The organism is Sagittula stellata E-37, assembly GCF_039724765.1.
Lineage (GTDB): Bacteria > Pseudomonadota > Alphaproteobacteria > Rhodobacterales > Rhodobacteraceae > Sagittula > Sagittula stellata.
Genome location: NZ_CP155729.1, coordinates 1,202,752 through 1,225,106 on the forward strand (window position 1 = coordinate 1,202,752; position 22,355 = coordinate 1,225,106).

The 22,355-nt window shown below is 65.6% G+C and carries 21 protein-coding genes and 1 pseudogene; 10 read left to right on the forward strand and 12 right to left on the reverse strand.

Annotated elements, in window-relative coordinates:
• Positions 1-52 precede the first annotated feature (52 nt).
• From ABFK29_RS05705 to ABFK29_RS05715, 3 genes are all read right to left on the reverse strand, one after another.
• Positions 53-706 (reverse strand): YggS family pyridoxal phosphate-dependent enzyme, encoded by a 654-nt coding sequence (locus ABFK29_RS05705; RefSeq protein ID WP_005860306.1) that lies wholly within the window; start codon positions 704-706, stop codon positions 53-55.
• Positions 697-2,157, reverse strand: a complete 1,461-nt coding sequence (locus tag ABFK29_RS05710; RefSeq protein WP_005860308.1) for a tetratricopeptide repeat-containing sulfotransferase family protein — start codon at positions 2,155-2,157, stop codon at positions 697-699. Before ABFK29_RS05710 ends, ABFK29_RS05705 begins: the two co-directional genes overlap by 10 nt.
• Positions 2,158-2,265: 108 nt before the next feature.
• Positions 2,266-3,285, reverse strand: coding sequence for a porin (locus ABFK29_RS05715; protein ID WP_005860311.1), 1,020 nt, complete (start codon positions 3,283-3,285; stop codon positions 2,266-2,268).
• 281 nt (positions 3,286-3,566) lie between these two features.
• Between ABFK29_RS05715 and ABFK29_RS05720 the strand changes: the two genes are divergently transcribed.
• Positions 3,567-4,091 (forward strand): DUF3576 domain-containing protein, encoded by a 525-nt coding sequence (locus tag ABFK29_RS05720; protein WP_040604733.1) that lies wholly within the window; start codon positions 3,567-3,569, stop codon positions 4,089-4,091.
• 202 nt (positions 4,092-4,293) lie between these two features.
• Here the strand turns inward: ABFK29_RS05720 and ABFK29_RS05725 are convergent, their stop codons facing one another.
• From ABFK29_RS05725 to ABFK29_RS05740, 4 genes are all read right to left on the reverse strand, one after another.
• Entirely contained in the window at positions 4,294-5,553 is a 1,260-nt protein-coding gene (locus ABFK29_RS05725; protein ID WP_005860315.1) for a glycosyltransferase, read from the reverse strand.
• 306 nt (positions 5,554-5,859) lie between these two features.
• Positions 5,860-7,041 carry an alpha-D-ribose 1-methylphosphonate 5-triphosphate diphosphatase gene (locus tag ABFK29_RS05730; RefSeq protein ID WP_005860319.1) on the reverse strand — a complete coding sequence of 394 codons (1,182 nt, stop codon included), beginning with the start codon at positions 7,039-7,041 and terminating at the stop codon, positions 5,860-5,862.
• A gap of 179 nt (positions 7,042-7,220) precedes the next feature.
• Positions 7,221-7,469 (reverse strand): hypothetical protein, encoded by a 249-nt coding sequence (locus tag ABFK29_RS05735; RefSeq protein WP_005860321.1) that lies wholly within the window; start codon positions 7,467-7,469, stop codon positions 7,221-7,223.
• Positions 7,470-7,481: 12 nt separating this feature from the next.
• Positions 7,482-7,727, reverse strand: coding sequence for a hypothetical protein (locus ABFK29_RS05740; protein ID WP_005860323.1), 246 nt, complete (start codon positions 7,725-7,727; stop codon positions 7,482-7,484).
• A 134-nt stretch (positions 7,728-7,861) separates the two neighbouring features.
• Here ABFK29_RS05740 and ABFK29_RS05745 point away from each other — a divergent pair, with 134 nt between their 5' ends.
• From ABFK29_RS05745 to ABFK29_RS05780, 8 genes are all read left to right on the forward strand, one after another.
• Entirely contained in the window at positions 7,862-8,812 is a 951-nt protein-coding gene (locus ABFK29_RS05745; RefSeq protein ID WP_005860324.1) for a CorA family divalent cation transporter, read from the forward strand.
• Between the two features lie 252 nt (positions 8,813-9,064).
• Entirely contained in the window at positions 9,065-10,747 is a 1,683-nt protein-coding gene (rpsA, locus tag ABFK29_RS05750; protein ID WP_040604734.1) for a 30S ribosomal protein S1, read from the forward strand.
• Between the two features lie 407 nt (positions 10,748-11,154).
• Positions 11,155-11,466, forward strand: coding sequence for a hypothetical protein (locus ABFK29_RS05755; protein ID WP_005860330.1), 312 nt, complete (start codon positions 11,155-11,157; stop codon positions 11,464-11,466).
• A 247-nt stretch (positions 11,467-11,713) separates the two neighbouring features.
• Entirely contained in the window at positions 11,714-11,995 is a 282-nt protein-coding gene (gene ihfB, locus ABFK29_RS05760) for an integration host factor subunit beta (protein ID WP_005860332.1), read from the forward strand.
• Positions 11,996-11,998: 3 nt separating this feature from the next.
• A complete protein-coding gene (locus tag ABFK29_RS05765; RefSeq protein WP_005860334.1) occupies positions 11,999-12,358 on the forward strand; it encodes a LapA family protein in 360 nt (119 codons plus the stop codon).
• 74 nt (positions 12,359-12,432) lie between these two features.
• Complete coding sequence (locus tag ABFK29_RS05770; protein ID WP_005860335.1) at positions 12,433-13,095, forward strand: phosphoribosylanthranilate isomerase; 663 nt, start codon at positions 12,433-12,435, stop codon at positions 13,093-13,095.
• Between the two features lie 208 nt (positions 13,096-13,303).
• The gene (locus ABFK29_RS05775) at positions 13,304-14,581 is read left to right on the forward strand and encodes an acetyl-CoA C-acyltransferase (RefSeq protein WP_040604735.1); all 1,278 of its coding nucleotides are present in this window, start codon (positions 13,304-13,306) and stop codon (positions 14,579-14,581) included.
• Positions 14,578-16,599 (forward strand): enoyl-CoA hydratase-related protein, encoded by a 2,022-nt coding sequence (locus ABFK29_RS05780; RefSeq protein ID WP_005860339.1) that lies wholly within the window; start codon positions 14,578-14,580, stop codon positions 16,597-16,599. The genes ABFK29_RS05775 and ABFK29_RS05780 overlap by 4 nt, the downstream gene beginning before the upstream one ends.
• A 24-nt stretch (positions 16,600-16,623) precedes the next feature.
• On the opposite strand, the gene arsC is transcribed toward ABFK29_RS05780, so the two are convergent.
• From arsC to ABFK29_RS05800, 4 genes are read right to left on the reverse strand one after another with little or no spacing between them, the layout of a single operon-like run.
• Positions 16,624-16,968 (reverse strand): arsenate reductase (glutaredoxin), encoded by a 345-nt coding sequence (gene arsC, locus ABFK29_RS05785; RefSeq protein ID WP_005860341.1) that lies wholly within the window; start codon positions 16,966-16,968, stop codon positions 16,624-16,626.
• Positions 16,965-18,023: a quinone-dependent dihydroorotate dehydrogenase gene (locus ABFK29_RS05790; protein WP_005860343.1), complete on the reverse strand. Its 1,059-nt coding sequence runs from the start codon at positions 18,021-18,023 to the stop codon at positions 16,965-16,967. Before ABFK29_RS05790 ends, arsC begins: the two co-directional genes overlap by 4 nt.
• A complete protein-coding gene (locus ABFK29_RS05795; protein ID WP_005860345.1) occupies positions 18,020-18,448 on the reverse strand; it encodes a DUF1330 domain-containing protein in 429 nt (142 codons plus the stop codon). The genes ABFK29_RS05790 and ABFK29_RS05795 overlap by 4 nt, the downstream gene beginning before the upstream one ends.
• Positions 18,445-18,783, reverse strand: a complete 339-nt coding sequence (locus ABFK29_RS05800; protein WP_005860347.1) for a DUF952 domain-containing protein — start codon at positions 18,781-18,783, stop codon at positions 18,445-18,447. The genes ABFK29_RS05795 and ABFK29_RS05800 overlap by 4 nt, the downstream gene beginning before the upstream one ends.
• 213 nt (positions 18,784-18,996) lie before the next feature.
• Between ABFK29_RS05800 and ABFK29_RS05805 the strand changes: the two genes are divergently transcribed.
• Positions 18,997-20,562: a bifunctional metallophosphatase/5'-nucleotidase gene (locus ABFK29_RS05805; protein ID WP_005860349.1), complete on the forward strand. Its 1,566-nt coding sequence runs from the start codon at positions 18,997-18,999 to the stop codon at positions 20,560-20,562.
• A gap of 566 nt (positions 20,563-21,128) precedes the next feature.
• Here the strand turns inward: ABFK29_RS05805 and ABFK29_RS05810 are convergent.
• Positions 21,129-22,221 (reverse strand): annotated as a pseudogene (locus ABFK29_RS05810) (IS5 family transposase).
• Between the last annotated feature and the right edge of the window lie 134 nt (positions 22,222-22,355).

The window sequence follows — 22,355 nt, forward strand, 5'->3', positions numbered from 1 at the left end:
CGACGCTAGACTGGACCTATCCGGTGCGCAATCTGGTCCGATACGCGGCGGCTCAGGTGGTGACACGCTCTCCGAAGATGGCGGAGCCGACACGCACATGCGTCGCGCCGAGGGCGATCGCTTCTTCGAAGTCGGCGCTCATCCCCATCGATAGGCCGGTCAGCCCGTTTCGCGCGGCGATCTTCGCCAGAAGTGCGAAGTGCAGCGAAGGCGTTTCCTCCACCGGGGGGATGCACATCAGGCCCGCGACCGGCAGATCCAGCCCGCGGCATTCCGCGATGAAGGCGTCGGCCTCCTTCGGCAGGACGCCGGCCTTCTGGTCTTCCTCGCCGGTGTTCACCTGGATGAAGAGGTCGGGGCACTGGCCCATCTCCTGCGCCAGGCGGGCGATGGCGTTGGCGAGTTTCGGGCGGTCGACGGAATGGATCGCGTCGAACAGGTCCATCGCCTGCCGCGCCTTGTTCGACTGGAGCGGGCCGATCAGGTGCACGTCGACGCCCTCAAAGCGTTCGCGGAAGTCGGGCCATTTGCCCGCAGCCTCCTGCACGCGGTTCTCGCCGAAGAGGCGATGGCCTTCTTCCAGCACGGCTTCTACCCGTTCCAGCGGCTGCACCTTGCTGACCGCGATCAGCTTGACCTCGGCGGGGTCGCGGTTTGCGGCCTTGCAGGCGGTCTCCACGCGGGTGCGGATGTCGTTCAGTCCCATGGTTCGTCTCCCCAGGCGTCCAGAAATGGCGCCAGTTCGCTTTCGTATTTCCGCCACGCCTCGCGTCGTCCGGCGTGAATCGGTTGCCGCACCTGTGCGAGGCTCAGCGTTTTCACCTTGCCCGCCTGCTTGTGGAACGTGAGGCAGGCGTCTTCCCAGTCCAGCCCCGCCGCGGCGATCAGTCCGCGCGATTGTCCTTCCGCGTCGGCGACAAGGTCTTCGTAGCGGATGTCGTGGATCGGTACGGGCAGGCGGTCGCGCCAGTGGTCGACCTGCGCGCGAAACGCCTTGATCTCGGCGGCAATGGCGCCGAGGTCGTTGGCGTAGCGGTGTGTGCCAAGGCGGAAGTGGTTCTTGTAGATCGACAGCGCGATGTCGCGCGGATCGCGATGCACGACGATGATGCGTGCGTCCGGCAGGCCCTTTGCGATCAGGCCGAAGATCAGCTGGCAACGGATCGACTTGTCGGTCACCACGCCGCTGACCGCGCCGGTGTCGCGCCGCACCCCGCGCCGATAGGCCGAGGCCCAGCGGTCGAGGTCGACCGCGTTCATTTCCGACAGCGCAGGCATCTTTTCCGCAGGTCCGAAAAGGCGCACGGCTTCGCGCAGGGCATGCCCCGTTTCGCCCCCCGCCACCGCCTGCGAATGCGCGCCGATGATCTGTTCCACGAGGGTTGTGCCCGACCGGGGCATGCCGGTGACAAAGACCGGGCGCAGGGGTAGGGGCTTTGTGCTGGCGGGCGGTGTCAGGTCGTCCTGCGCGCGGGCATAGGCCGCCCACTCCGTATCGCGCGCCGCGGCATCGAAGGGCGCCAGCCGGGCCTGCGCGGCGTTCGCGGCATCGAGGTAGCCGAAGACGCGGTCCGTTTGGCCCGTGTCCTCAGCCGCCTTCGCCAGCGCAAAGCCAAGCTGCATCCGACCCTGATCGTTCAGGCGCGGGTCGGTCCATAGCTTCTTCATCGCGCGGACAAGCGGATCGCCGGCCTTCGGTTTGATCCCGGCGAGAAGCATCCGGTAAAGTTCGGTTTCGTGCGGGGATTGCTTCAGGAGGCGGCGCAGGATCGTCTCTGCCCCGTCGAAATCGCCGATCTGCTGAAGATACTGCGCCTTGTCCGCCCGCGGCTTGATCGCCTTCGGATCCGCCCTGATCGCCTCGTCGTAAAGGGTGCGCACGCGGTCTTCGTGGCCCAGCCGGGTATGCGCGCGGATCGCCGCCTCGCGCACGGACGCTTCGCCGGGGCGGGCTTTCAGTACGTCATCCAGAGCTTTGGCGGAGGCATCGGTGTCGCCGATCAGATCCAGCGCGCGCGCCATCTGGAAACGGATTTCCGGCGCGCCGCCGGAGGGCATCAGCAGGGGGGTCAGCAGCGCCAGCGCCTCTTCGGGCCGGTCGGTCCGGATCATCGCCTGGGCCTGCGCGAACTGCGCCTTCATCTGCTGCGGGGTCATGCGGGGCCTGCCGTTGTCGTGGACAGGGCCGGTTCAATCAAAATCCAGCGCAAAAGAAAAGAGCGGACGCAAGCGCCCGCTCTTCCCTAAGCCAAATGGCTGGTGTCCTTAGAAGGACATTGCCAGACCCAGCGAGTAGGAGTCCCAGTCGCTGTCGACGCCAGCTGCGGTGGTGGAGTCGCCCACGCCGTAGCCGAACTGAACTGCGAGACCGCCACCCAGGTCGTATGCGACTGCGAGGCCGTAACCGTCGGATTCAGCTGCGGAGCCGTAGGTGCCCGACATTTTGTCGAAGTTCTCGTACTTACCGTAGTTCAGGCCGATGGACAGAGCGTTCATCTCGTAACCGAAACCGATTGCGGTGTGGGTCACGTTGTCGGACGCGATGTTGGAGTCCGGGTCCATTTCGGAGTAGGACGCGCCAACCTTGAAGCCGGAAGCCAGGGTTGCGTCAACCGACAGACCGATCAGCGAGCCGAAGTCGTTCTGGTCCTGGTAACCCAGGCCAACGTTCATCTTGGTGCCGCCGAGATCGCCGGAGTATTTGAAGCCGAGGCCCCAGACAACGTCGTCGTCGGAGTCGGGGTTGACGGACGGTGCGATCGCCTGAGCGTTCGGGTCGTCGTCGATTTCTGCGGACAGAGCGGCTGCGAAGTCACCGAAGGTGTAGGTGAAGCGCGCGATCTGGCCATCTTCGTGACCGTCGAAGCCGGCGTTGCCGTTGAAGCCCGGGTGCTCGGTCTCGGAGTCGTCGATGGAGCCGGCTGCCAGGTTCATTTCCTGCATGGCCCAGTCGAATGCACCGTCGGTGTCGCCCATGTCGAGGCGAGCGTTGCCGTATGCGATCCAGACTGCGAAGTCGTCTTCGGTTTGGGTTGCGATACCGCCGGCTGCTTCTTCGAACTTCACCTTGGTGCCGAAGGTCAGGCCGTTGTCGGCTTCACCGGACATGGTAAAGGTCACGTCAACGTCGGTCCAGAACTGGGTGACGCCATCGGTGTTGGAAGCGGTCGCGTAGCGGTTGCCGCCAACGATACCCATTTCGGCAGCACCGGTGACAGTCACTTCTGCCGCGGCTGCGCCTGCGAATGCGACCAGAGCGGTGGACGCGAACAGGATCTTTTTCATTGTTTCCCTCATGTGTTCAAAGGCACGTACCAAGCCGGTGCCCCGGCCTTGATGAGCTTTCTATGCGCCCCGAGGGTCCCTCTGCGCAACCCGCGCAAAAGGCTCGTCCGTCCAAAGCGGATCAGTGATGCGCAATTGCCACAAAGCACTGGATCGCAGGGCGTTTGTGACATTTGTTGCGCGAAAAGCTGCCGATCGTTGACGGGTTGCCGGTTGCCCTTTGCGCTTGTAATGAGATGCAGGAGGCAGTTCGGATCGGTCACGACAGGGAGATACACCTTATGAGCAAGCGCAGAGTACCCTCGCGGATCCTGCTTGGGGCGGGCCTTGTCGGAATCGTTCTCCTGCAGGCAGGCTGCGGGATGGGCGGCCAGCGCACGCGTCAGGCGGCGGTGAATACGCCGACCAACGACGAGATCCTGGCCGAGATCAACCAGCGCGAAGGCGCCAAGGGCCGGTCGGACTCCTCGATCTTCGACATCTTCAAGCCGCGCGGCGATCAGGGCCAGATCGGGTCGGTCAACAAATACCTGTGGAACGCCTCGCTCGAAGTGCTGAATTTCCTGCCGATCGAAACGGTCGATCCCTTCACCGGCGTCATCACCACCGGCTACGGCACGCCCCCGGGGGGCAGCCAGCCCTACCGCGCCACGATCCTCGTGAACGACCCGGCGCTCGATGCGCGCTCTCTGAACGTGACGCTGGCAACCCGTGGCGGCCCGGCCTCGGCGTCCACCGTGCGCGCCATCGAAGACGCGATCCTCACCCGCGCACGGCAACTCCGCGCCCGCGACGCCCGTCTCTGAACCGGCGCCCCGCACGGCAAGAGTGACAAGCGCCGGCTTTGCCCGGGCCTTTTGCATGTCTGCGCCCGACGCGGCGACGCTGCATCTGAAACGCGCCGCCTGACCTTCAACTTGGCAAAAATACCTGAAACCGGGCGAAGCCCGCAAAGACGCGCCTGATGCCGGCATTGGACGGGCAGGTCGTCCGCCGGCCGGATGCGCTTCAGTCCCGTACCGGACGCGGCTCCAACTCGGTCAGCCGGGCCACCCAGTCGAGATGTTGCGGCAGGCATACGGAGGCGAGGTCATAGTGCTCTTGCACAAAGGCGCGCCCGTTGGCGCCCAGCCGGGCACGCAGATCGGCGTCGTCTAGCAATGCGCACAGCCGTTCCACCAGCGCGTCGCGGTCGAAGAAGTCGACCATCAGCCCGTTCTCGCCCTCGGTCATCACCTCGCGGACCGGTTCGGTGCCCGAGGCGACGATGGCGGCACCGGCGCTCATGGCCTCCAGCAGCGACCACGACAGGACGAAAGGGTACGTCAGGTACACATGCGCCCGACTCACCTGCATCATGGCAAGGAACCGGTCGTAGGGCACGCGCCCCAGAAAATGCACCCGGTTCCAGTCCGGCGTGGCGATGCGGCCGCGCACCTCGTCGATGAAGATCTGCTTCCAGGTCTGGCCCTTCGGCGGCTTGGATCCGTAAGACACCTCGTCGCCGCCAAGGATCACCACATGCGCGTTGGGGCGCCGCTTCAGGATGTCGGGCAGCGCGCGCATGAAGATGTGATAGCCGCGATAGGGTTCCAGATTGCGGTTGATGAAGGTGATGACCTCGTCGTCCCGCGTCAGCGTCAGGTCGTCGGAGACCATGAGCCGCGCGCCCGGGTCGGGCCGGACGGACCGCGTGTCGATGCCGTCATGGGCAACAGTGATACGTTCCTGCCAGTGCTCGGGGAAGGTCGATGCCTGGAACCCGGTGGGCGAGATCCCGGCATCCATGACCTCTTCGTGCAGCCGGTTGTTGAGGTTTTTCATCCGGATGCGCAGCACGTCGGCCTCCGGGCTCTTTGACGGGAACTCCGGGTCGAAGTGCAGGAACGGCTGCTCGGTCAGATGGTAGAGTTCGCAGTACAGGCCCAGGCGCGCGCCAGGCCACACGTCCTTGAGGAACATCGACTCGCCCCAGCCGTGGTGGGCGCAGATCACGTCCGGCTCGAACCCCTGCGCCTTCAGCCCCTTGGCGCCGCGATAGCAAGACGTGGCGCGCACCAGCTTGGTTTCGAAATCCGCGAGCCAGGGATGGATTTTCGGCGTGCTCTGTCCGTTGATGGCGTAGGGCACCACGCGGACACCCTGCCAGACCTGCGGTTCCTTCACCTTGCAGGTCAGCGCCACCACCTGATGGCCCTGCCGTACCAGCGCCGGCGCGAGATGCTTGTACTGGCCCGGGAAATTCTGGTGGATCAACAGGATCTTCATATGCTCGCCCTCGGTACGCCCGCGCCCTCTGCAAAGGGGCGCTTCGGCGGCAGTCTAGGCGCGATGCGCGGCGATGGGAATCAGTTTGACCCGTCCCCCATGTCCCGAAAGGAAAAGGACGGCCCGGAGGCCGTCCACAGGTGATGGAAACGCGCGATCGAAACACCTTTGTCAAAGTGGCCCGTGGGTTCGAAATCTGTACCCTCGGGGTTTGCGGTCACACTCGCACGCCCCCAATAGCGGCGCTGCGTGACACCCATGTGACCCCGAGTGACAAACACATGACAAATGCGCGGTGCTGCGGTTTCACTCCGCTGCAAGTCGGAAGCGCGCGCGCGACCCGAGGAAACGGCCCGCTGCCTCGCCCGCCAGATGGGTGATCCGCCCCTCGCAGATCGTTGCCTCAACGGCGCGGCTGCGCGGGTTCACCACCACGAGGTCGGCGCGGCGTCCGTAGTCGATCACGCCCCGGTCCGGCAGGCGCAGTATCTCTGCCGGAGCCGCCGAGACCAGCGACCAGGCGTGCGGCATGTCCATGACGTCCTCGTCCACCAGCCGGAACGCGGCTTGCAAGAGCGACGGGTAGTGGTGGTCCGAGGCCAAGGCATCGCAAAGCCTTTGCCGGACGAGTTCCAGTCCGCCGGCGCGCGCCGGACAGGTCTCGCCGCGCAGCAACTCCGGGGCGCTCAGAACGACCGGATCGCCGACCGCGCGGGCCAGCGCGGCGGCGGTGCGGCGGGCCGGAAAGACGCACAGCTTGGCACCGATCTGCGAGTGGTACTCCCGCGTTTCGCCATCCGCATCGCGCAGGCTGCCATAGCTGACACCCAGGGTGTCGAAGGCCTCCGCCAGCCGGCACAGAAATCGCGGTACGTCCCGCCGCATCGCCCGGGCGGCACGGACTGCCGCGTGATGATCCTCGGGCGTCCTGCCGGCCAGCGCCGCCCATTGCGCCAGGCGCACCGGATCGACCTCTGCCAGAAGCCCGGCGTCGTCCAGCGTGTTGGCAAACAGCACGAAGTCCACACCATGCCGCCGGACAGCGGACAACAGCCGGTCCTGAGTGTCGGCGGTGTGCGTTTCGCAGCGGATCTGCACCCGGAGGTCGGTCAGTGCGCGGCGGCTGAAGGTGTCGAGCGCGCGCAGCAGCGCCTCTGCTCCGTCAGGTGCCCGGTCGCCGCCCTCCCAACTCCACGCCTGCGACAGCCAGGCGGTCGTCACGCCGTTGGCGGCGGCTTCGAGGTCGGTGGCGCGGAGGGCCGTGTCCAGAGGGACCGCATCCCCGGGACGGGGGGAGCGGTGGCGTTCCATCGCGCTGCCGTGCAGGTCCACGATTCCCGGCAGCACGAGGTAGCCGCTGAGGTCCACCTCGGGCAGTGGCCCCTTGGAGATCCGCCCGTCTTCGAACGCGACGGAGCGTTGCTGAAGCGCGCCGTCGCGAAGCACCGTGGCACCAGTCAGGCGCAGGCTGGAGGGCGGGGTGGTCATGGGTCCTGCTCGATACATTCCGGGTCCTGCGGACATAGCGCAGCAATGTATCAACCCGGTGACATGGGCGCTGCCGTACCGCATGTGGAGAAGCAACGCCTTTTGTCACGCGCACAACGGTTTGGCTGGCCCGCGACTTGTGCGTATCGGTGACGCCTATCACGTGGCGGTGCCGGGGATCAGTCTCCGCCGCCGTCTCCACCTCCCGAGCTGGCATCGTCGGACGTGCCCGACGCGCCGCAGCCGCGATCGGGATGCGAATTCGAGCGGTGCTCTGTCCCGTCGAAATCGGTCCAGAGCCAGACCCCGTCGCCATCGCGGTGCAGGGTGTCGCGACGCCGTTTCCGGCGCCGCCTGTCCCGTACGCTTCGGATCGCCAGCCCGGCAAGCAGGACGAGGATCAGAAAAAAGACGATATCGCCGGTCATGGCGCCGGTCCGTCAGTCATCGCTGTGAAGCTCGTAGTCCTCCCAGCCTCTCTTTTCCTCGCGCGCCATGTCGTCGAGCGGATTGGTGTGCGAGCGGTGGGATTCGCCCTTGCGGTCGGTCCACATCCACGATCCGTCCTCGTGTTGCGAGATCGTGCGGCGGATCTGCTCCTTCTTCCGCAGGCGCAACGCACCAGCCACCACGATGAAGAGAATGAACGAGGCAAGGAAAAGCCAGGCGAACGCATCTTCCGTCATCTAAAACCCTTTCTGAAATCCATTGTAAAAATCCATGTCTTAATGTGCCCAGTGTCGCACACTTTCGGGTCGTCACCAAACTGTCGTGTCAGCCCATCTGTACCCGCCGCCCGCTTTGCGCCAATCTGACCGCGATGTTACGTGCTTTCTTTATCGAAAACTCCGCGCTGAAAACGGCGCAGGCGGATGTCCCGCTCGACGGGGCCCGGTGGATCGACCTCGCCTCTCCCACCACGGAAGAGGCGGCCCGGGTTGGCGCACTCGGCTTCGAGGTGCCAACCCTTGCGGACATGGAAGAGATCGAGGTGTCCAACCGGCTGTATCGCTTTGGCGATGTGGAGGTGCTGACCGTCTCGCTTCCGGGCACCGGGGGGGATGGCAAGCGCGGTTTCGGTCCGGTGGCCTTCATGCTTTCGCCGCAGCGGATGATCACCGTTCGCTACCACGGGCCGCGCTCGTTCGAGACCTTCCCGGACCATGCCGTCACCTCCAGCGCGGGGTGCGCCACGCACCTGCACCTGTTCCTTGGCCTGATCGAAGAGATCGTCGCCCGTATTGCCGACCTGATCGAGGGCACGGGGCGGGAACTGGACAAGGCGGCCCGCGAACTGTTCGAGGGCGATGAACCCGAGGACCTGCTGGAAGACATGATCCGAATCGTCGGGCGGAGGGGCGAGGAGCTGGCCAACTACCGGTTGTCGCTGTTGTCTCTGGAGCGGGCACTGACCACGTTTTCGCTCAACCTTCCGGCCAAGGCAGGGCAGGGGTTGAAGCAGGTTCTGAAGGCCCACACCCGCGACATCCGCTCTCTCGTGGTGCATGCCGATTTCCTGACCGGGCGCGTGGCGCATGTGACGGACGTGATTCTCGGGATGGTCAGCCTGCAGCAGTCGGACGCCAACCGCACGTTGTCGGTGGTCGCGGTGCTGTTCCTGCCGCCGACGCTGGTCGCCTCGATCTACGGCATGAACTTTCCCTACGTCCCGGGCATGCACCAGCCGTGGGGCTGGCTGATCGCAACCGGGTTGATGGCCGGGTCCGCCCTTGGGAGTTTCCTGTTCTTCCGGTGGAAGCGATGGCTTTGACGGGCATGCGCGGGAACGTCGCTGTCCGGCGTCCGGAGGGGAGCCTCCGCACGCCTTTGCCTTGACCCGGCGCCCTCCGCCAGCTATACGCGCGGGCGTCGACAAGGCAGGAATTGCCGCGGCAAGGACGAGCAGGGCCGGAAACACCGGCCCTCTTTGTTTTGCGGCATGCCTGAACTGACCAACCCATCCAAGACCGGCGGAGACAACCGCTCGGCCAGAATAGAATGATGTAAAGGAAACACACGCCACATGGCTCAAAACGCATCCATGGAAGAATTCGAAGCGCTCCTGAATGAGAGCCTCGAAATGGACACCCCGGACGAAGGTTCGGTTGTCAAAGGCAAGGTCATCGCAATCGAAGCGGGCCAGGCCATCATCGACGTAGGCTACAAGATGGAAGGCCGCGTCGAGCTGAAGGAATTCGCTGAACCCGGCGAGCAGCCGAACGTTCAGGTCGGCGACGAAGTGGAGGTCTTCCTCCGCGCAGCCGAAAACGCCCGTGGCGAAGCCGTCATCTCCCGCGAGATGGCCCGTCGCGAAGAAGCATGGGACCGCTTGGAGAAGGCATACGCAGACGACGCACGCGTCGAAGGCGCGATCTTCGGCCGCGTCAAGGGCGGCTTCACCGTCGACCTCGGCGGCGCCGTGGCCTTCCTGCCCGGCTCTCAGGTCGACGTGCGCCCGGTGCGCGACGCTGGCCCGCTCATGGGTCTCAAGCAGCCGTTCCAGATCCTCAAGATGGACCGTCGCCGTGGCAATATCGTTGTTTCCCGCCGCGCGATCCTCGAAGAGTCCCGCGCCGAACAGCGCGCCGAGGTCATCGGCAAGCTGCAGGAAGGGGATTCGGTTGACGGCGTGGTCAAGAACATCACCGAGTACGGCGCATTCGTCGATCTCGGCGGCGTTGACGGCCTGCTGCACGTCACCGACATGGCATGGCGCCGTGTGAACCATCCGTCGGAAATCCTGTCGATCGGTGAGACTGTCAAAGTGCAGGTCATCAAGATCAACAAGGAAACCCACCGTATCTCCCTCGGCATGAAGCAGCTGCAGGAAGATCCGTGGGATCTGGTCGGCGTGAAGTACCCGCTGGGCTCCGTGCACAAAGGTCGCGTGACCAACATCACCGATTACGGTGCATTTGTTGAGCTCGAAGCCGGTGTCGAAGGTCTGGTCCACGTCTCCGAGATGTCCTGGACCAAGAAGAACGTGCACCCCGGCAAGATCGTCTCCACCTCGCAGGAAGTGGATGTCATGGTGCTGGAAATCGACCCGACCAAGCGTCGCGTGTCGCTGGGTCTCAAGCAGACCATGCGCAACCCGTGGGAAGTGTTCTCCGAAACGCACCCCGAGGGCACGCAGGTCGAGGGCGAGGTCAAGAACATCACCGAGTTCGGTCTGTTCATCGGCCTGCCGGGCGAGATCGACGGCATGGTTCACCTCTCCGACCTCAGCTGGGACCAGCGCGGCGAAGAAGCCATCCAGGAATACCGCAAGGGCGACATCGTCCAGGCCGTGGTGTCCGAAGTCGACGTCGAGAAAGAGCGTATCTCGCTCTCGATCAAGGCGCTGGGTGGCGACAAGTTCGCAGAGGCGACCGGCGGCGTGAAGCGCGGTTCCATCGTGACTGTCGAAGTGACGGCCATCGAGGACGGCGGCATCGAGGTGGAATACGAAGGCATGAAGTCCTTCATCCGCCGTTCCGACCTGTCCCGCGACCGGTCCGAGCAGCGCCCCGAGCGTTTCTCGGTCGGTGACAAGGTGGACGTCCGCGTCACCAACATCGACATGAAGACCCGTCGTCTGGGCCTGTCGATCAAGGCACGCGAGATCGCCGAAGAGAAAGAGGCCGTCGAACAGTACGGTTCCTCCGACTCGGGTGCATCTCTGGGCGACATCCTCGGCGCGGCACTGAAAGGCGGCGACGAGTAATCGTTCCGCTCAAGAATTCGGGAAAGGCCCTCGCCTCGGCGGGGGCCTTTTCTTTTGCATGGTGTGGCGCACGCGACGGCGCGGGTGCTATCGCATCCACCAGTCCGGGGGTGACCAGCGGTCGCCGGCTGGGCGGGGGGGCAGGTTCAGGTCGCGGCGGATGCGTGCATCCAGGTGGGGGCCGTTTACAAGAGGCTGGCATTCAGGGCGTCGGCGGAACAGGCGTCGGAACATGAGGGTTCTCCCGGGTTTCGGATGCCTTAAGGATGGTCAGTGTGCGGGGCTCCGGCGATCCGGTTCCTGCGGTTCGGCACTCCGGATCCTGCGGCAAGTGCGGCAGAAAAGCGCTCGCATCCCGGTGGGCGATTTCCTATCGTCGGACGCAACGGAAACCGGGGGAGGACGCCATGCGGATGGCCATCGTGATCTTCGGGCTGTGCGCCTGTACGGCGGCAGCGGCTCAGGATATCGTTCTGCCGGCTGAAGATCCCGGCATCCGTCAAAACGCGCCCCAGACCGGCACCGACCTCGTGATGAAACCCGTGACCGTGCAAGGCCAGAACCAGCTTCGCGGACGCTACGGAGCCGCCTGGTCCGAGGGCGAGGTGAAAAGCCGTGCCGCCCAGACCTGCGCGGAGGGCGGCATGCGGCTGATCTACTTCAAGCCCGGCGGCAAGGACCCAAAGGGCCGGACAGAGTTCGCCGCCGTCTGCAAGTGACGCCCTGCGCCTTTGCCGGTCCGGTCCGCGCGAATCGTCGCGGCACTTGGGTGGGAAGCCATGGACGGGCCGGGCCGGGACATGCCTGATCGTTGCGATATCCACACACTTTTGACGCGAAAAGCTCGCAAACCGCTGCAAAATCACGGTTTTCCCACGGTTTCCCCTGTTTCCGTATCGAAAACAGATGCGTATAGTCCCACCTAACGTGTCTCGAGATCCGAAGGCACGACGAGGGGGAAGTGAGATGATCAGATCTGAACTGATCCAGAAGATTGCGGACGAGAACCCGCATCTGTATCAGCGTGACGTAGAGCGGATCGTGAACACGATCTTCGAAGAGATCACCAACGCCATGGCCCGGGGCGATCGGGTCGAGCTGCGGGGCTTCGGGGCGTTTTCGGTCAAGAAGCGGGATGCACGGATCGGTCGGAACCCCCGCACCGGAGATTCCGTCGAAGTCGAAGAGAAACACGTCCCCTTCTTCAAGACCGGCAAGCTCCTGCGGGACCGCCTGAACGGGAAATAATCAATGCGTTACGTTCGCTACGCCATTTACGCGGTGCTGGCCATCGTACTGGTCGTCGTCTGTCTCGCCAATCGCGGGACCGTGACGCTGAGCACGTTGCCCGACGGTCTGGCGGCCATCCCGGGAATGGGCTGGCTGGCCGTGTCCGTCGAGGTGCCGCTGTTCATCGTCGTGCTGGGCGGACTGCTTTTGGGCTTTGCCATAGGCGAGCTGTTCGAATGGCTGCGTGAGTACAAGTATCGCGCCGAAGCTTCGCGCAAGAAGGCCGAGGTCAAGACGCTGGAACGACAACTCAAGCGGACCCAGGACGAGCGCGACAAGGACAAGGACGAAGTCCTGGCGATCCTAGACCAGTCTCGCTGACAGACGTACAGCCTGTCCCGGGTGAGCGGCGTCCCCCTCTGATTGCCGCCGCCCGGCCCTGAACGGAGGCAAACATGGCCGACGTGCGCGTCAAGATATGCGGTTTGAAGACACCGGGCGACGTCGAGGCGGCGGTCGCCGCCGGTGCGGCGTATTGCGGTTTCGTCTTTTTCCCGAAAAGCCCGCGCAACATCCCGATCGCGACCGCTCGTGACCTCGCCGTGACGGCCCCGTCCGGCCTGGCGAAGGTCGCGCTCGTCGTCGATGCGGACGACGCGCTGTTGCGACAGATCCTGGCGGAAGTGCCGTTGGACATGTTGCAGCTGCACGGGCGCGAGACACCTGAACGCGTGACCGAAATCCGCGCTCGTTTCGGCCTGCCGGTGATGAAGGCGGTCGGCGTGGCGACCGAGGACGACCTGCCGAAGCTCGGGCTTTATGCGCAGGTCGCCGACCAGCTTCTGATCGACGCGAAACCGCCGAAGGACGCTGCATTGCCGGGCGGCAACGGGCTGGCCTTCGACTGGCGCCTGATCGCCGGACGCCGCTGGCCTAAGCCGTGGATGCTGGCAGGTGGGCTGACACCGGAGAACGTTGACCGGGCGGTGGCGATGACCGGCGCGGCACAGATCGACGTTTCAAGCGGTGTCGAATCCGCACCCGGGGTCAAGGACCCGGCCCGGATCGCGGCCTTCGTGCGCGCCGCGCAGGGTGTCGAGAGCGTGCCCCGGCTTTGACTGCAGCCCGGATGTCGCGGCGCTTCGGACCGTCGGGGCGAGGCGCGTGCGCCGTTCTCCCGACGACCGGATTTTCCTTGGGTTCCGGAACATTGCACCCGCGCACGCGTTGTAAGTGTTGGAGGCGTACGGGCATGAAGCAGGACATGATGACACCGGTGCGCAAGCGTGCCGGAGACGGCAGAAGCAATGCGGATCGAATCCGCGCATGACTCGTCCCGTCTTCATCGTCGATGGCGCCCGCACGCCGTTTCACCCCATGACCGGCACGGCATCCGCTTTCTCTGCCGCCGATCTGGCGGTGCAGTGCGGACAGCAGTTGCTAATCCGCCAGCCAGTGCCCGGAGAGGCGATCGGCATGGTCCTTGTCGCCACGGCCCCGTCGGAGGTGGAGGGCGATCTGGCGCGCGAGACTGTCCAACGGCTTGACCTGCCCGCCACTTGCCAGACCTTCACCCTGCGCGACACCTGCGGTGCCGGAATGCAGGCGCTGAACCTGGGGCTGTGCATGGTGCGAGAAGGGCAACAGGACGTGGTTCTGGTGGGCGGGGCCGACGTGCCAAGCCGCGCGCCGATGGTCTACCGGTCTGAGGCGTCTTCATGGTTCAGCGAGGTGGCCAGCCGCAGGGCTCCGCTGGCGCGGGTCAAGGCACTGGCTGACGGACACCCGGAGTATCTCTTGCCGGTGCGCGCCCCCGGACGCAGCGCAGACGGTCCCGCAAGCAACCCGTCCGCCATCCGTGCCGCCGAGGCCGCTGCCTATCGGTTCGGTATCGACCGCGCCTCTGCGGACGCCTACGCCGCGCAAAGCCATGCGCGGCTTTCCGATGCGATGACCGCCGGCCGGACCGACGCCGAGGTTGTGCCGAGGTTCGGCGCGGATGGCACTGTCAGCGCGCGGGACTGCGCATTGGCCCGGGTCTCTGCCGAACGTCTGTCGCGGCTCACCCCGGCCTCCGGGTCGCCTTTCGGCAGCGTGACGACCGGCAACGCGGCTGTGCCCGGGGAAGGGGCCTGCTGGCTGATGATCGCGTCGGACGCGGCAGTGGATGCGTTCGGGCTGACCCCTCTTGCGAAAGTGACCGACAGTGGCATCGCGGCGGTCCGGGCAGCGGATGCGGGACTGGCCCCGGCCATCGCCGCCCTGTCATTGATCGACCGGAACGACTGGACGTCAGATGATGTGGGCCTCTGGGAAATCAAGGAAACGATGGCAGCACAGGTTCTCGCGTGCGCAGCGGCGTTTTCAGACGAAGCTTTCTGCCGTGACACGCTTGGAGATGATCGTGCGGTCGGCGCCATAGATCCCGAAACGCTGAACGTGGACGGCGGCGCCATCGCGCTTGGCTTGCCGGTCGGCGCCGACTGCTGCCGGATGGTTCTGCACCTGGCGCATGCCCTGCGGACCCGGGGTGCGAAAAAGGGGGTCGCCATGGCCGCGATCGGCGGCGGGCAAGGCGCGTCCATTCTGCTGGAGACGGTATGACCGCCGCGTTCCCGGATAACGGGTTCCCGGCGACGGAGAACTGGCGCCCCTCCCGGCACGGCGGCAACATCACGCTTTGGCTGGACTGCGCCTGCGAGGGACCGAACCGTGTCACCCGTCGGGTTCTGGATGAACTGGGCGAGTTGCTGGATGTCTTCGCTACCCACATGCCGGACGTCGTCATCGTTCGCGCTTCCCGGGCCGAGGGGTTGGCGGACGGGATGTCGCCGGAGGATCTGTGCGATCTCGACAGTGTGGCAGCTCAAGAGCTGGCCGAGGGCGGGGCCGCCGTCCTCGACCGGCTTGCCGGGTTGCCCTGTGCGACCGTCGCCGTGATGCACGGGCGCACGCTGGGCACTGGCCTTTCGCTGGCGCTGGCTTGCGACCACCGCATCGGGATCGACGGCATGACCTGCGCTTTCCCGGAGATCTGTCTCGGCCTGCATCCGTTCATGGGCGGCGCAGTGCGCCTGACCCGGATGATGGACCCGGTGGAGGCGATGCAGATGATGCTGGCCGGAACGCCCCTTTCGGACGCACGGTCGAAGTCCCTTGGCCTGATCGATGCGCTGGTGCCGGAGTGCCACGTCACCGAAGCTGTGCGCGCGGCGGTGGAGCGGCGGCTGGACCGGACGGAAAGCCTGCGCACCGCCGCCATGCGCCTGGGTCCGTCCCGCCGCCTGTCCGCCGGTCGCCTGAGGTCGGAGGCAGAGCGCGTCACGCCCTACGCCTTCTACCCGGCCCCCTGCGCGCTGATCGCCCTGTGGGAAGAGCATGGCTTCGACCAGGGCGCCATGCAACTCGCCGAGACCAAGTCCTTTGCCCGTCTGGCGCAGTCCGACGTCGCGCGCAACATGTCCCATGTCGCCCGTCTGCGCGCCGGGCTGGAGGTCAGGAACCAGGACCCGATCCGGTCGGTTCACGTGATCGGCGCGGACAGGAACGGAGCCGCGATCGCCGCGTGGATCGCGGCGCACGGGGTGCGCGTCACGCTGGAGGACCCATCGCTGGAACGGTTGGCGCTGGGGGTGCGCCGGACCGCACGGTTGTGCGATGAAGCGGGATGCCCGGAGGCGGAGCGGCGTGCCGCGCTTGACCGCCTGATCCCCGACGCCGAAGGTCATGGCCGCGCGAGGGCGGACCTTGTGATCGTTGCAGGCGACGACAATATCGCCGAGCGTCTGGCCCTGCACAAGGATCTGGCGGACGGCATGGCGCGCGGAGCGCTGCTGGTCAATGCCTCGCCGCACCTGCGGCTTACCGAGCTTGCCGGTCTGACGCGGACCCCGTCACGTCTTGCCGCGATGCGATTTTCCGACGACGCGAGCGGGTTGGTCGAAATCGCCGCGCACCGGCAGACGGATCCACGTACACGCGATCGGCTGGCAGCCTTCGTCACCGGTCTGGGCAAGCTGCCGCTCGCTGTCATGGACGCTCCGGTCGGGCTGGTGGAACGCTTGGTCGCCGCCTACCTGATGGAGGCAATGGTGATGATCGACGAGGGCCACGACAAGCGCGATCTGGACCGCGCGGCGCTGGGGTTCGGGATGCCGGTCGGACCGGTCGCTCTGGCGGACCGGATGGGGCTCGACCGGTGCCTCAAGCTGTTCAACGCGGTGACGGACACGTCCGACAGCCCGGTCGCCAGCATCCCAGCCTGGCTGCCCGAAATGGTCGAGGATGGCCACACCGGGATCGAGGCGGGCACCGGGCTTTACCTGTACGCACGGGGCGAGAAACCTCCTGTTTTGCCCGTGGAGCCTGCCTCGCCCGATATCTCGGACCGGCTCGTCTTGCCGATCTGCGATGCCGCTGCAAGCGCCGTGCGGCGCAAGATCGTGTCGGATCCGAACACGGTCGATGCCGCTGCCGTTCTGGGTGTCGGCTTCGCGCCGTTCCGCGGCGGGCCGCTGCATTATGCGAAAAAGCGGGGAAGGGTGCCTGACCGGCTGCGCACATTGGCAGCACGGCATGGCGAACGTTTCATGCCCGATGCCGGGTGGGGCGGATTGGCCTAGATCGGTACGTGGCTCTGCGGAGCGTTACTCGGCGGCCAGGTCCAGCACGCGTTCCGGCGGGCGCCCGATGACGGCGCGGTCGCCACGCACGAGGATCGGACGTTCGATCAACTTCGGTTCTGCCACCATGGCGTTCAGCAACGCCTCGTCCGTTTCGTCCTTCGACAGGCCATGCTCCCGGAAGGCGGTTTCTTTCGTACGGACCATTTCGATGGCGGGGACGCCCAGAACCTTGTGCAGCGACTCGAGCTGCTCGAACGATGGCGGCGAGTCGAGATAGCGGAAGATCTCCACCTCGTAGCCATTGTCTTGGAGCAGTTTCAGCGCCTCGCGCGATTTGGAACAGCGCGGGTTGTGCCAGAGGATCATAGCCATTTCTCCCGGTCCGTGCCGACGGCGTCGGCGACAGTCTTGAAATTGTCCCGCGCCAGAAGCGCGTCAAGGCCGCGGGCGATCTCTGCGCCCAGCCCCAGGCCGCCGTACACCAGCGCGGTGTAGAGCTGTACCGCCGAGGCCCCCGCCCGGATCTTGGCATAGGCCTGCTCTGCCGTCGACACCCCGCCCACACCGATCAGTGGCAGGCGCCCATCCGTCAGGTGCGACAGTCGCGCCAGCACGCGGGTGGATTTCTCGAAGAGGGGCTGTCCTGAGAGGCCGCCGGCCTCGCCCTTGTGCGCCGACCGCAGCCCGTCGCGCGACAACGTCGTGTTCGTGGCGATGACGCCCGCAACGCCGGAGGACAGGGCGACATCTGCCACGTCCTCCAGACCCTGCGGATCCAGATCCGGCGCAATCTTTAGGAAGACCGGCAACGGTTTCGGCAACGCATCGCGTGCCGCCATCACCCCGGCTAGAAGGGCCGAAAGCGCCTCTTTGCCCTGCAGGTCGCGCAGCTTTTCGGTGTTCGGGGAAGATACGTTCACCGTCGCGAAGTCGAGATGTGCGCCGCAACGGCTCAGCACCTTCGCGAAGTCGGCGGCGCGGTCGTCGCTGTCCTTGTTGGCGCCGAGGTTCAGACCCAGCACCATGTCGCGCGGACGATTCTCCAGCCTCGGGGCCGCGGCCTCCATCCCCTGGTTGTTGAAGCCGAAGCGGTTGATCGCCGCCGCGTCCTCCGTCAGTCGGAAAAGACGCGGGCGCGCATTGCCGGGTTGCGGGCGCGGGGTGATGGCCCCGACCTCGACAAACCCGAAACCCGCGCGCGACAGCGGCATCAGGGTCTCCGCATTCTTGTCGAAACCGGCGGCCAGCCCGACCGGGTTGGTCAGAGGCAGGCCGGCCACCTGCGTCCGAAGGCGGTCCGACGTGACCAGCCCGGGCAGCGGCGCGACGCCGGCCTTCAGCGCGCGCAGTGCCCAGGTGTGCGCGTCCTCCGGGTCCAGCCTGTGCAGGACACCCAGCCCGATACGTTCCAGCGCGTTCATCCGAAAATCTCCCCGGTCTCAGAAGGGGCGCAACGGACCAGCCGGGAGTCGGCCACCGCCGCCTGCCGGTGGATCACTGCACGGGCGTACTCGGGGTCCTTGACCATCGCCATGAAAGCATGGGCGGACGGGTAGCGCGCGATGAAGACGTGATCCCAGGCCTCGCCCTCCGGCCCGATCAGGGTCGAGCGGAACCCGCCGCGCCAGAGGATATGACCGCCGACTTTCGCCAGGACCGGGCCGCTTTCCGCCCCGTACCGGGCGTAGGCCTCCGCCCCGGTCAGACCGGTTCCGTGCAGCGGATGGTCCACTGGGTAGGCGGCGCGGTCGCGCAGGCGCACGAGGTTCAGCATCTCGCACGGCTCGTCACGGTCAAGCCCCTTGAAGATGTCGAACTGCGTCCGCGTGGGATCGACATGGCTCACGCGAAGGTCTCCGGGAACTGGTGGGCACCGTCCTTCAGGGGCAGAGGCTGGCACCACGTCACATGCGCGAGGGTCAGCGGCCCGTAGAAATGCGGGAACAGCGCGCCGCCACGGGATTCCTCCCACTTGAGCGCATCGCCCATGCGGTCGGTCTCCAGCTCCGCAAGCATCAGACCGTCCTCGCCGGCAAAGTGTTTCGCCGCCGTTTCCCGCGCCTGTTCGGCGGTGGAGAAATGAATGAAACCGTCGGCGATGTCCACCGGCGCGCCCTCTGTCGCGCCCCGGGCGCGCAGGTCCGACCACTCGTCGGCTCTCAGGATCTTGTAAATAAGCATGTCATCCTGTTGCCGGGGATCGAGCCGCCGGTCAATCCCCGGCCTGCTCCCGGCGGTTCCGGCAAGTGGCGCACGGCCCCGTGATCCCCATTCGTGCAGCGGTGTCATGGAATCGTCGCCTGACGTTGCGATATGCGGTTTCAGGCTTTGACTCTTTGGTCCAACCGGGGTCTGCTGACGACACAAAAAACAGTTCTGACAGAGAGGTCTTTCATGTACCGCCTGATGACCAGTGCCGCCGCATTCGCCCTGATCGCGGGTGCCGCGAGCGCCGACTATTCGCTGACCATCCTGCACACCAACGACTTCCACGCCCGGTTCGAACCGATCTCGAAGTACGATTCCGGCTGCTCGGCAGAAGACAACGACGCCGGCGAGTGCTTCGGCGGTTCCGCGCGCCTGCAGACCGCCATCGACGAGGCAAAGACCCGGACCAACAACTACATCCTCGTGGACGGCGGCGACCAGTTCCAGGGCACGCTGTTCTATACCTATTACAAGGGCAAGCTCGCCGCCGAGATGATGAACCAGATGGGCTACGACGCGATGACCGTGGGCAACCACGAATTCGACGACGGCCCCGAAGTGCTGCGCGGCTTCGTCGACGCGGTGGAGTTCCCGGTGCTGATGTCGAACGCCGATATCTCGGGTGAAGACCTGCTGAAGGACTCCATCATGAAGTCCACGGTGATCGAGAAGGGCGGCGAGAAGATCGGCCTGATCGGCCTGACCCCGCAGGACACCGACGAACTGGCGTCGCCCGGCAAGAACATCATCTTCACCGACCCGTCCGACGCCGTGCAGGCCGAGGTCGACAAGCTGACCGAAGAGGGTGTGAACAAGATCATCGTCCTGTCGCATTCCGGCCTGAACGTCGACAAGACGGTGGCCGAAAATACGACCGGTGTCGACGTGATCGTCGGCGGCCACGACAACTCTCTGCTGTCGAACACGCAGGAAGGCGCGAAAGGCCCGTACCCGGTCATGATCGGCGACACCGCCATCGTGCAGGCCTACGCCTACGGCAAGTTCCTCGGCGAGCTGAACGTGGTCTTCGACGACGAGGGCGTCATCACCGAAGCCAAGGGCGAACCGATCCTGCTGGACGGCAACGTAGCCGAGGAAGAGGGCACCAAGGCGCGCATCGCCGAAGCGGCCGTGCCGCTGGACGAGATCCGCAACGAGGTCGTGGCCGAAGCCGCCGAAGCAATCGAAGGCAACCGCGATGTCTGTCGCGCCATGGAATGCTCGATGGGCAACCTCGTGGCCGACGCCATGCTCGACCGCGTGAAGGACCAGGGCATCGCCATCGCCATCGCGAACAGCGGCGGCCTGCGCGCATCGATCGATGCGGGTTCGGTGACCATGGGCGAAGTGCTGACCGTGCTGCCATTCCAGAACACGCTGTCGACCTTCCAGGTGACCGGCGCGACCCTGGTCGAGGCGCTGGAAAACGGCGTGAGCCAGATGGAGGATGGCGGCGGCCGCTTCCCGCAGGTCGCGGGTATCTCCTTCACGGTCGACCCCTCGGCGGAACCGGGCAGCCGGGTCTCCGAAGTCATGGTCGGCGGCGAAGCCATCGACCCGGAGAAGACCTACGGTGTCGTGTCCAACAACTACGTCCGCAACGGCGGCGACGGTTACAAGATGTTCGTGGACGCGCAGAACGCCTACGACTTCGGTCCCGACCTCGCGGACGTGACGGCGGAATACCTGGCGGAGAAGGGCCCCTATGCGCCCTATACCGACGGCCGCATCAAGGTGCTTGGCAGCCAATAACGGCCCGCGCAATTTTCATTAAGACAGGGCGGTGCCACAAGGTGCCGCCCTTTTCGATTGCAGGTGACCCTTCGGATTTCTCTCTGCCTCCAGCAAAGCGACCCGTGCGCCCTCCGGGCGCATTGGGGCTCTGCCCCGCTGCCTGCGGCAGCCCCCCGAAGGTATTTGGGCCAAGATGAAGGGAAGGCGGGTTGACGTCCCCGATCGGTCGTGGCTTCACTTGGACGAAAATACCTTGGGGGAGGCTCGTAGAGCCGGGGGCAAAGCCCCACTGGCGATCAAGGTCCCGGACATGTTGAGGGCGAGATGACACAGACAACGGGACGTAGGGCGGGGCTCTGCGCCGCCATGCCGTTAGGCCATTTGATCCAGTGTTTCTTGCAGACCCAACGTTTGGTACGAAGCCTACGGCGCCGGGTGGCCCGTCGGCGGGAACTGTGTGACGGGGGCTACGACGGGGCTGCGCTGGATCTGGCGGGCGCGAGGCGGCCTTCGCCCTTTGTCCGAAAGGGGGCGTTTTTGGGCAAATCGGGGTTCGGGCTGAAGGTCCCTTTTCCCGTTGTGCTTCAGGCGATAGCCTCGATCTCGGCTCTGCCGGGGGCCGGGAAGCGGTTCACGATGACGATGCGGATCCGGATTTCGGGGGTCTGACGGTCGGGGGTGGGCCATCGATGCGCCATCGGTCCGAGCGGCAATGGCGAACGGACATGATCCGCTCCCCGAAGAGCTTCAGGCAATTCATCCCTTGGCCAGCAGGGCATTGCACAGCAATGTCCCGAGAGGCTGAGCTTCGACCCGACTTCGGACATGGTAGCGGGCCCACGTCTTCCAGAGCGCCCTGCCGAGGTGTCGCGTCGCGCGCAGGATCTCGTTTCGCGCCAATGCTGCGGGGCAGTCTTCTTTCCAGGCGCGGCCGTTCCGGTGGATCGGTATGACGGCATCGGCGCCGTGCTCGACGATGGCGGGATGGCATCGGCGTGTGTCGGATGCGCCGTCCGTTGCCCGGCAGGGTCATGCGTCGCATGATCCCGAGAGGGGCCGTGACGGTGGCGATCTCCTCGCCCTCGGGAATGTGCGACAGCAGGTCTGGCAGCAGCGGGCTGTCGCCATGGCGGCCTGAGGTGAACTCGACCGCGCGTATGTCGCCGGTTTCCGTGTCCGGGGCGATGTGAACCTTGCGCCATTGCCTCTGGCCGGAGGCGCGATGCTTCCGGGCCGGCCATGCGCCACCGCCACCGAACGTCACCCCCGTGCTGTCCGCTGCCCGGCCGTGCATCGCGCGGTGATGTCACGAGAGGGGATCGGCAGGTTCAAGGGCTTGCCCGAGCGGCGACAGGGGATCTGACCCCGATCCGCGCTTGCCGTCGGCACAGCGCCGAACAGTCCGGAGCCCGCCGGTCGCGCCCAGCCATCCGGATCGGGCTCTCGACCGGCCCGACCGTCTGCAGAAGCGGAAGGCCGAACAGGCCGGGGCTCCGCCCGTTCAGGGCTGAAACGATCCCCCGGATCGTTGCCGAGACGCCCCTCACCCTCCAGCGTCAGGCAGGTTTGGATCGCGGCGTCCGAGAACGTCTCGGGCCGCCCCCGTTTACCGGTCTTTCCGGCGTGCCGGACCGTGTCGGGATCAAACCAGACCCAGAGCGAACCCCGCCGGCGCAGCGCAGTGTTTTATTCGGACCAGTCCGTCGTGCGATAGCGGGAGGGAGAGGGCCTCGGCATGACACCGATCCAACGCACTGGATTCCTATAGTGAATCCTCATCACCGATATGTGCGACAAGCCCCCGAAAAGGC

What these genes read in the sequence shown, in the direction of transcription:
- ABFK29_RS05745 (WP_005860324.1), top strand. Translation starts at nt 7,862, where the DNA reads ATGTTACGTGCTTTCTTTATCGAAAACTCCGCGCTGAAAACGGCGCAG.
- ABFK29_RS05755 (WP_005860330.1), top strand. Translation starts at nt 11,155, where the DNA reads ATGCGGATGGCCATCGTGATCTTCGGGCTGTGCGCCTGTACGGCGGCA.
- ABFK29_RS05710 (WP_005860308.1), bottom strand. Translation starts at nt 2,157, where the DNA reads ATGACCCCGCAGCAGATGAAGGCGCAGTTCGCGCAGGCCCAGGCGATG.
- ABFK29_RS05790 (WP_005860343.1), bottom strand. Translation starts at nt 18,023, where the DNA reads ATGAACGCGCTGGAACGTATCGGGCTGGGTGTCCTGCACAGGCTGGAC.
- ABFK29_RS05770 (WP_005860335.1), top strand. Translation starts at nt 12,433, where the DNA reads ATGGCCGACGTGCGCGTCAAGATATGCGGTTTGAAGACACCGGGCGAC.
- ABFK29_RS05765 (WP_005860334.1), top strand. Translation starts at nt 11,999, where the DNA reads ATGCGTTACGTTCGCTACGCCATTTACGCGGTGCTGGCCATCGTACTG.
- ABFK29_RS05775 (WP_040604735.1), top strand. Translation starts at nt 13,304, where the DNA reads ATGACTCGTCCCGTCTTCATCGTCGATGGCGCCCGCACGCCGTTTCAC.
- ABFK29_RS05705 (WP_005860306.1), bottom strand. Translation starts at nt 706, where the DNA reads ATGGGACTGAACGACATCCGCACCCGCGTGGAGACCGCCTGCAAGGCC.
- ABFK29_RS05740 (WP_005860323.1), bottom strand. Translation starts at nt 7,727, where the DNA reads ATGACGGAAGATGCGTTCGCCTGGCTTTTCCTTGCCTCGTTCATTCTC.
- ABFK29_RS05780 (WP_005860339.1), top strand. Translation starts at nt 14,578, where the DNA reads ATGACCGCCGCGTTCCCGGATAACGGGTTCCCGGCGACGGAGAACTGG.
- ABFK29_RS05725 (WP_005860315.1), bottom strand. Translation starts at nt 5,553, where the DNA reads ATGAAGATCCTGTTGATCCACCAGAATTTCCCGGGCCAGTACAAGCAT.
- ABFK29_RS05735 (WP_005860321.1), bottom strand. Translation starts at nt 7,469, where the DNA reads ATGACCGGCGATATCGTCTTTTTTCTGATCCTCGTCCTGCTTGCCGGG.
- ABFK29_RS05800 (WP_005860347.1), bottom strand. Translation starts at nt 18,783, where the DNA reads ATGCTTATTTACAAGATCCTGAGAGCCGACGAGTGGTCGGACCTGCGC.
- ABFK29_RS05730 (WP_005860319.1), bottom strand. Translation starts at nt 7,041, where the DNA reads ATGACCACCCCGCCCTCCAGCCTGCGCCTGACTGGTGCCACGGTGCTT.
- ABFK29_RS05715 (WP_005860311.1), bottom strand. Translation starts at nt 3,285, where the DNA reads ATGAAAAAGATCCTGTTCGCGTCCACCGCTCTGGTCGCATTCGCAGGC.
- ihfB (WP_005860332.1), top strand. Translation starts at nt 11,714, where the DNA reads ATGATCAGATCTGAACTGATCCAGAAGATTGCGGACGAGAACCCGCAT.
- ABFK29_RS05805 (WP_005860349.1), top strand. Translation starts at nt 18,997, where the DNA reads ATGTACCGCCTGATGACCAGTGCCGCCGCATTCGCCCTGATCGCGGGT.
- ABFK29_RS05720 (WP_040604733.1), top strand. Translation starts at nt 3,567, where the DNA reads ATGAGCAAGCGCAGAGTACCCTCGCGGATCCTGCTTGGGGCGGGCCTT.
- arsC (WP_005860341.1), bottom strand. Translation starts at nt 16,968, where the DNA reads ATGATCCTCTGGCACAACCCGCGCTGTTCCAAATCGCGCGAGGCGCTG.
- rpsA (WP_040604734.1), top strand. Translation starts at nt 9,065, where the DNA reads ATGGCTCAAAACGCATCCATGGAAGAATTCGAAGCGCTCCTGAATGAG.